General features: G+C 45.5%; 2 protein-coding genes. Both read left to right on the top strand.

Translation table 11 applies throughout. The annotated features are described in order from the left end of the window. On the top strand, window positions 1-534 hold a 534-nt coding region (locus A3739_RS06825; RefSeq protein WP_156502421.1), incomplete at its 5' end, for a 4-hydroxybenzoate octaprenyltransferase. Between the two features lie 110 nt (window positions 535-644). Next, window positions 645-1,281, top strand: a 637-nt coding sequence (phoB, locus tag A3739_RS06820; RefSeq protein WP_068500829.1) for a phosphate regulon transcriptional regulator PhoB, incomplete at its 3' end; no start/stop codon positions are given.

Here is a 1,281-nt window from a genome sequence, read left to right as displayed (position 1 = left end):
TGTTTAAACACTAGTGCGATTGTTTGGTCCTTTGGTGCATTGGCCCTCGCGTGTATTTATCCTTTCATGAAGCGTTACACCTTCTTGCCGCAAGTCTTTCTTGGTGCTGCGTTTGCGTGGTCCATTCCTATGGCATTTGCAGCAGTCATCGAAAAGGTGCCGGCTCTTGCTTGGATAATTTTTACAGCAACGCTGTTATGGACTGTCGCTTACGACACAATTTACGCGATGATGGATCGTGAGGATGATCTGAAAATTGGAGTGAAATCCACAGCGATTCTGTTCGGTAATGCAGACCGATCGATTATCGCGAGCCTTCAAGTGTTGTTTGTGCTTGCGATGTGCTTGCTGGGCGAGCAGTTAAATCTCGGAAGCTTCTATTTCTTGTCCATTGTCGTCGCGTCAGTGCTGTTGGTATACCAACAACATTTGATACGTTTACGTTATAAAGACGATTGTTTACGTGCATTTTTGAACAATAACTGGGTGGGTTTTGCCATTTTTGTTGGTATCGCACTTGATTATGCGACTTGATGAACGTTTAAGCGCTTTTCCTGTCATATACTTGTAACAAACCTCCTTTCTAATACCGCGACGAGTAGGTATTTGCTCAGATGTGATTGAGCATAATGAGAGTGTAAGACATGGCAGATAAGAAAATCCTTATTGTGGATGACGAGTCATCCATCCGCGAAATGATCGCAGTAGCTTTAGAGATGGCAGGGTATACCTGTTTTGAAGCGAGTAATGCCCGTGACGCTCACAGCATTGTGCTAGACGATCGCCCCGATATGATCTTATTAGACTGGATGTTGCCGGAAACGAGCGGTGTAGAGTTTGCCCGACGTTTGAAGCGTGACGAAAGCACTTCTGAAATTCCAATCATTATGATCACTGCGAAAGTCGAAGAAGACAATAAGATTCAAGGCTTGGAAGTCGGAGCGGATGATTACATTACTAAGCCTTTTTCTCCACGTGAGTTAGTGGCTAGGTTAAAAGCGGTGCTGCGTCGAGCTAATCCACAAGGGTTAGAGTCTGCGATTAATATTGATGGCTTAGAGCTCGATCCAGTCTGTCACCGTGTTAGCTCAGAAGGTGAAACGCTTTCGATGGGGCCAACAGAATATAAACTCCTGCAGTTTTTCATGACACACCAAGATCGCGTCTACACGCGAGCGCAGCTATTGGACCTCGTTTGGGGTGGTAATGTGTATGTGGAAGAACGCACTGTTGATGTACACATTCGTCGTTTGCGCAAAGCGATCGGCAAACGCCATGAAG

The sequence above is a fragment of the Oleiphilus sp. HI0067 genome (assembly GCF_001635735.1).
This window is presented reverse-complemented; position numbering and strand designations above follow the sequence as displayed.